General features: G+C 48.4%; 8 protein-coding genes. All 8 read right to left on the bottom strand.

Features of this window, described 5'->3' with window-relative positions:
- Positions 1-130: 130 nt before the first annotated feature.
- Positions 131-310 (bottom strand): DUF2635 domain-containing protein, encoded by a 180-nt coding sequence (locus C5469_RS22275; RefSeq protein ID WP_036841053.1) that lies wholly within the window; start codon positions 308-310, stop codon positions 131-133.
- A 3-nt stretch (positions 311-313) separates the two neighbouring features.
- A complete protein-coding gene (locus C5469_RS22270) occupies positions 314-859 on the bottom strand; it encodes a hypothetical protein (protein WP_036841054.1) in 546 nt (181 codons plus the stop codon).
- Positions 856-1,191: a head-tail joining protein gene (locus C5469_RS22265; RefSeq protein WP_166310821.1), complete on the bottom strand. Its 336-nt coding sequence runs from the start codon at positions 1,189-1,191 to the stop codon at positions 856-858. The genes C5469_RS22270 and C5469_RS22265 overlap by 4 nt, the downstream gene beginning before the upstream one ends.
- A 2-nt stretch (positions 1,192-1,193) precedes the next feature.
- Positions 1,194-1,556 carry a hypothetical protein gene (locus C5469_RS22260; RefSeq protein WP_166310817.1) on the bottom strand — a complete coding sequence of 121 codons (363 nt, stop codon included), beginning with the start codon at positions 1,554-1,556 and terminating at the stop codon, positions 1,194-1,196.
- Between the two features lies 1 nt (position 1,557).
- Positions 1,558-2,616: a major capsid protein gene (locus tag C5469_RS22255; protein ID WP_166310815.1), complete on the bottom strand. Its 1,059-nt coding sequence runs from the start codon at positions 2,614-2,616 to the stop codon at positions 1,558-1,560.
- A 109-nt stretch (positions 2,617-2,725) separates the two neighbouring features.
- Positions 2,726-3,127, bottom strand: a complete 402-nt coding sequence (locus C5469_RS22250; protein WP_166310813.1) for a head decoration protein — start codon at positions 3,125-3,127, stop codon at positions 2,726-2,728.
- Positions 3,127-3,723: a hypothetical protein gene (locus tag C5469_RS22245; RefSeq protein ID WP_166310811.1), complete on the bottom strand. Its 597-nt coding sequence runs from the start codon at positions 3,721-3,723 to the stop codon at positions 3,127-3,129. Before C5469_RS22245 ends, C5469_RS22250 begins: the two co-directional genes overlap by 1 nt.
- Positions 3,724-3,726: 3 nt before the next feature.
- The coding region (locus C5469_RS22240) for a S49 family peptidase (protein WP_242689567.1) at positions 3,727-4,530 on the bottom strand (804 nt) is incomplete at its 5' end.

Genomic DNA, 4,530 nt, shown 5'->3' with positions numbered 1-4,530 from the left:
GTACTCAGCACCTGACCGATGATCAGTGTGCGCTGTGTCGCAATTGCGCTGTTTGCCATTGAGTTATCGAACTCGACGTAAAACAGCGGTGCACGAATATTGTTAGGTACACGTGAAAAGGGTACGGTCATTATTCATTCTCCTTGACTGCCTTTTTAACTGCTTTTTCAGGCTGACATATTTCAACGTCACCGTCTTTTATGCGACGATGCCAAAACAGACTGTCTTGTACTTCTGTACAACCTTCGGGCAAATGAGTGCCCTTAACCGGGTCGCGTACACTGCGCCCGGCAACGGGTTTTACAAACATGGATTACTCCTGAAAATCGATTCTGAAATGAGGTTCGGGGGTGCCGTCAGGCATAGCGATTGTGACGTCGATTTCGTCCAGTTCTGCCGCTTCGATTTCGTAGAAATCTTCCGGGCCCTGGTAATACTCAATATCAAGTTCCATTAGCAACTGAGCGGTATGTCCCTCACCACTGGCATCAATACCAATCGTTGAACGAACCTGGGCAAACTGCTGAGTCTGACGAGTGAGTTCATAACTGTTAATTACCGCACGCTCTATCTGCTCGCGTAACCGCTCAAGGGATTCCTCAGCTTTAACTGCCCCATCGTCTTCCGCTTCGCTATCAAGTTCTTGCAATCGACCCGTGACACGGACTGTTGTGACAGTGTTAAACTGGGGCGCGTTACGGCCCAGTGACTGCTTAACGTCGATCGGCGTCTGGACAAGAATGATCGGGTACATATCTTCTGTTGTTGACCAGTCGCGGGGAGAATAAACCCGCGCTTCTGCATCGGTCTTATGTTTGAGCGCATCAATGACTAACGCCCTGATACCTGCCGCATTCATGATTTCACCCTGTTAAGTATTAATTTTGTCCCGCCGTGGCTATCGGGCTGAACATCAGCGACGGCAAACAAAGTATTAACCTGAGCACCGCCAACAAATACCCGATCTCCTTTTTTCGGCGGTGCCTGAAACTCAATGTCGCGCACACCCAAGACCGGGGATGTTGTATTGATGGTGCTGCCGTCATCCAGTGATTCGACTGTTTGAGTATACGCCCGGTCGAATATGCCGTTGATCGTGTAACGAGCGCCACTTGCGGGGCGGTATTCAACCATATCACCAAACACGTTGTGTAGCGGTTCAAGTAAATGCTGGTCCCAATTTATTCCCATCATCAAGCCTCATGACTGATTTTAACGCCGTCATTGACTGTTACTGTCGGGCCATGTTGAATCAGCGCCTGTTGTCGCAATTTGTTAACGTCAGCAACCACTCCCAGCTCAATCAAGCGATCGGCATCTTCTGAGCTTAGAATGAGTTGCTCGAACTGAGAATATTTTTTGCCATCGTGATGAACTGTTTGGCCTTTCAGCACAACAAAGGCAATCAGGTCATCCGGAATGTCCTGTTCTGGCAGGGTATCCTGATTTTCTTCTTCAGCTACCGGTGGCGTTTTTTGCTCCTGACCGTCAACCATTAGTTCGGGCGGCAAACCGCCCAGTTCATTTTCATCCTGCGTCTGTTTATTCTTCGCCATATCACACCACCGTCGCACACAGTGCCGCATTTACACGGCTTGGAATGACCAGCGGGGCCGATTGCATCATGAGATAACGCTGCGCCGGATCTTCTGTCATCCAACTTTTGGGTGCAAAAGCCAACGCACCATAGGTGAAAGCAGGATCAAGAATAATACCAAACGCACGAGTCCCCATCAGGTCAGCACCAGTCATTATGACTGTACCATCCGGCAACATCGGTTTTTCAACACCATCAACCGGATCAATAAACCAGTCGTTGTACAACCATAAATCAAAGTTGCCCCACCGCCCCTTGTAGACTGCGCCTTTTTCAATTCGTGGCCCGATATCAACCTGATTGCCGTATGGGTTCAATGCCGGGAATGTGATGGCGTTGTCTTTGATGCTGGTATCAAGACGGAACGCTTTCCAAGATGAAGCCGTAAAGACTAAATCAGTCGGTACAGCCCCAGACTCTTTCAGAATCAACGTTTGCCATTTCTCAATATCATCAGAAGGCTGCGTGTTTGTTGTGCCAGCAGCGACTTTCATCGGCCACTTATCTGAGCCACTTAACGTGATAGTCAGATCACTTGAACGCCCGAAATCAATCACGGTAGTCGGAAAGCCATCACCGACTACCGTGATTTGTGATTTGACCAGTGCATTTGCCGCCATCCATTCTAAACGCCGGTTTAGCATGTCAATCTGGTCAGTCATTTCGAACTGCAAGTTCAGTAATTCTTTTTCAGCAGGAGAATACTCACCGCCGATACGCTCACCAATCTGGCGACGAATCGGTTTACGTAAATCCGGGGCGCGCTTATCTTTGATATAAGCCGGCTTGAAAGTGTTGGTCTGATATTTACGGCTTTCGACTAACTTCCCTTCAACCAGTGGCGACACGAACGGCGCCATTCGGCGTTTACCGATATCCACATCGATAGAAACCTCTTCTGTGTCGTAAGTGACGATATTTGGAAAGAATCGGTCTAACAACCAGTTTTGACTAGTCATCAGATTCGGGACGATTTGCACTAATACGTTAGTATCGTAAATGCTAATATTATTACTCATGCAATTTCTCTATATGCAATGACTGGTAGCCAAAGCCACCAGACTGAATTTAAAACGAGCGCATCCCTGCCGGATGAATGGCATTAAATGCAATAATGGGGTAATGAGATTAGGCTATCGGAGCCTGAATAGCGTCGCGGATGAAAATCGCAGAAGGACGAAGCGCGATTTTCAGATCTTCTAGTGTCCAGCTTTTATCGAATATCAAGCGATTCTGATTAAACTCACCCAGCAAATAAACCCCGCATGATTTTGATTCTGTTGTTGTATCGACATCATCAGCGAGAATGGCGATAGGTTTCTCTCTGCCATCTGTGCCGGTCTTAACGCTCAAAACATACTCTTTTAATTCAGTGATAAGCCCTAAAACTGTTCCGCGCTTCAATAATCCCACTTTTGCAATTGTCACTGTGTCAGTCACTAGTTGCAAAGGACCTGAGACTAGCTGATCGGGAACGAACATTGTTGACGTCATGCCGGGGGCGAATGGGTTTTGTCCAATCTGTTCCATTATTTTTTACCTTTTACAGAGTTATAGAGACTTGCCGCATTAGCAACTAATGCCTCAACAGAGCCGCTAGCGGGTTGTCGGGCATCAGGGCCGAGGCGCACTTGCTGTGCCTGTTGCATGCGCTCATCTAATGAAGCGCGGCGCGGGGCTGAAACACTCCCCATTGCGGCCAAAGTGCTAATCGCTTCGCGTGCAGACATGCGAGTATTGAACGCTAAATGCGCTGCCATGTCGGGGCGATTTGCTGCGTGTTTACTGCCGAAAATAGCTGCACAACGTTTCCGTTCGGCGCGGCGACCCTCTTTTTTATCGTCATCCTCTTCCGCATCGGCATCATCCTCTTCCGCCCGGCGAGACTTAGCCTTTTTGCTTTTCTTAGATGAGGTGTCTTTGTCATCATCATCTTCCTCAGCGTCAGTATCATCGTTATCCTCATCAGCCTGGGTATCGTCATCCTCTTCTTCGGCGTCTTCCTCGTCGCGGTCCTCTTCTTCGGCACGACGGGATTTCGCTTTTTTGCTTTTTTCTTTGTCGTCATCTTCTTCTGACGCTGATTTTTTGAGACCCAGCAAGTGGGCGAATTTCAAACTAGCCATCTATTAAGCTCCTGATTCACTCAGTAATTTTCGGAATGCCGCATCGGGCGTGATAACCTCGTCAGCTAATCCCAGACCAACACCCTCAACAGCCAAAAAACATGCCGCTTGAGTGTCACGAATCGTTTTTTCAGAAATGCCCCGGTTCCGGGCAACCGTACTCACAAACAGTTTTCCCATCACGTCTACGTCATCCTGTATTGCACCGCGGGCCTGTTCAGTTAACGGCACATACGGATTACTTTCAGCTTTGCGGTCTCCATAAGTAATTATTGTCACTTGCAGACCATCTTCTTTAATCCGTTGCGACCAATCGCAGTGAATGACAATCACCCCGATTGAACCGACCCCGCCAGTCCGGGGAACATGGATTTTGTCAGCGGCACTTGCTAACGCATAAGCAGCAGAGTAAGCGTTTTCGGATAAAATAGCGTGAATCGGCTTTGTTCCGCGTGCTGAATAAATCTCATCCACTAAGTCAAAGCACCCGGCCACTTCTCCGCCCGGTGAGTCGATATCTAAACAGATGCCATTAACTTCAGGATCATAAAGCGCAGTAAGAAAGGATTGCCTGATACCGTCATAACCCGTCATGCCGCTATAAGGACGTAGCGAACCCAATTTTTGTACCAGCGTTCCTTGAATCGGTATCACGGCAATGCCTTCAACAACGTCATAACCGGCATCGTTTTTAGGACGTGAAAAACTGCCGTCATCGTCCCAATCTGACATGGCATTAATCCGCGTGATGCCGAACCGGTCAGTCAGTGCGGCCATCACGACTTCAGCTTTGCGCGGATGTAATGC

The organism is Photorhabdus cinerea, assembly GCF_011189575.1.
Taxonomy (GTDB): domain Bacteria; phylum Pseudomonadota; class Gammaproteobacteria; order Enterobacterales; family Enterobacteriaceae; genus Photorhabdus; species Photorhabdus cinerea.
This window is presented reverse-complemented; position numbering and strand designations above follow the sequence as displayed.

Coding starts and splice junctions, on each gene's coding strand:
- C5469_RS22275 (WP_036841053.1), bottom strand. CDS start 310: ATGTTTGTAAAACCCGTTGCCGGGCGCAGTGTACGCGACCCGGTTAAG.
- C5469_RS22270 (WP_036841054.1), bottom strand. CDS start 859: ATGAATGCGGCAGGTATCAGGGCGTTAGTCATTGATGCGCTCAAACAT.
- C5469_RS22265 (WP_166310821.1), bottom strand. CDS start 1,191: ATGGGAATAAATTGGGACCAGCATTTACTTGAACCGCTACACAACGTG.
- C5469_RS22260 (WP_166310817.1), bottom strand. CDS start 1,556: ATGGCGAAGAATAAACAGACGCAGGATGAAAATGAACTGGGCGGTTTG.
- C5469_RS22255 (WP_166310815.1), bottom strand. CDS start 2,616: ATGAGTAATAATATTAGCATTTACGATACTAACGTATTAGTGCAAATC.
- C5469_RS22250 (WP_166310813.1), bottom strand. CDS start 3,127: ATGGAACAGATTGGACAAAACCCATTCGCCCCCGGCATGACGTCAACA.
- C5469_RS22245 (WP_166310811.1), bottom strand. CDS start 3,723: ATGGCTAGTTTGAAATTCGCCCACTTGCTGGGTCTCAAAAAATCAGCG.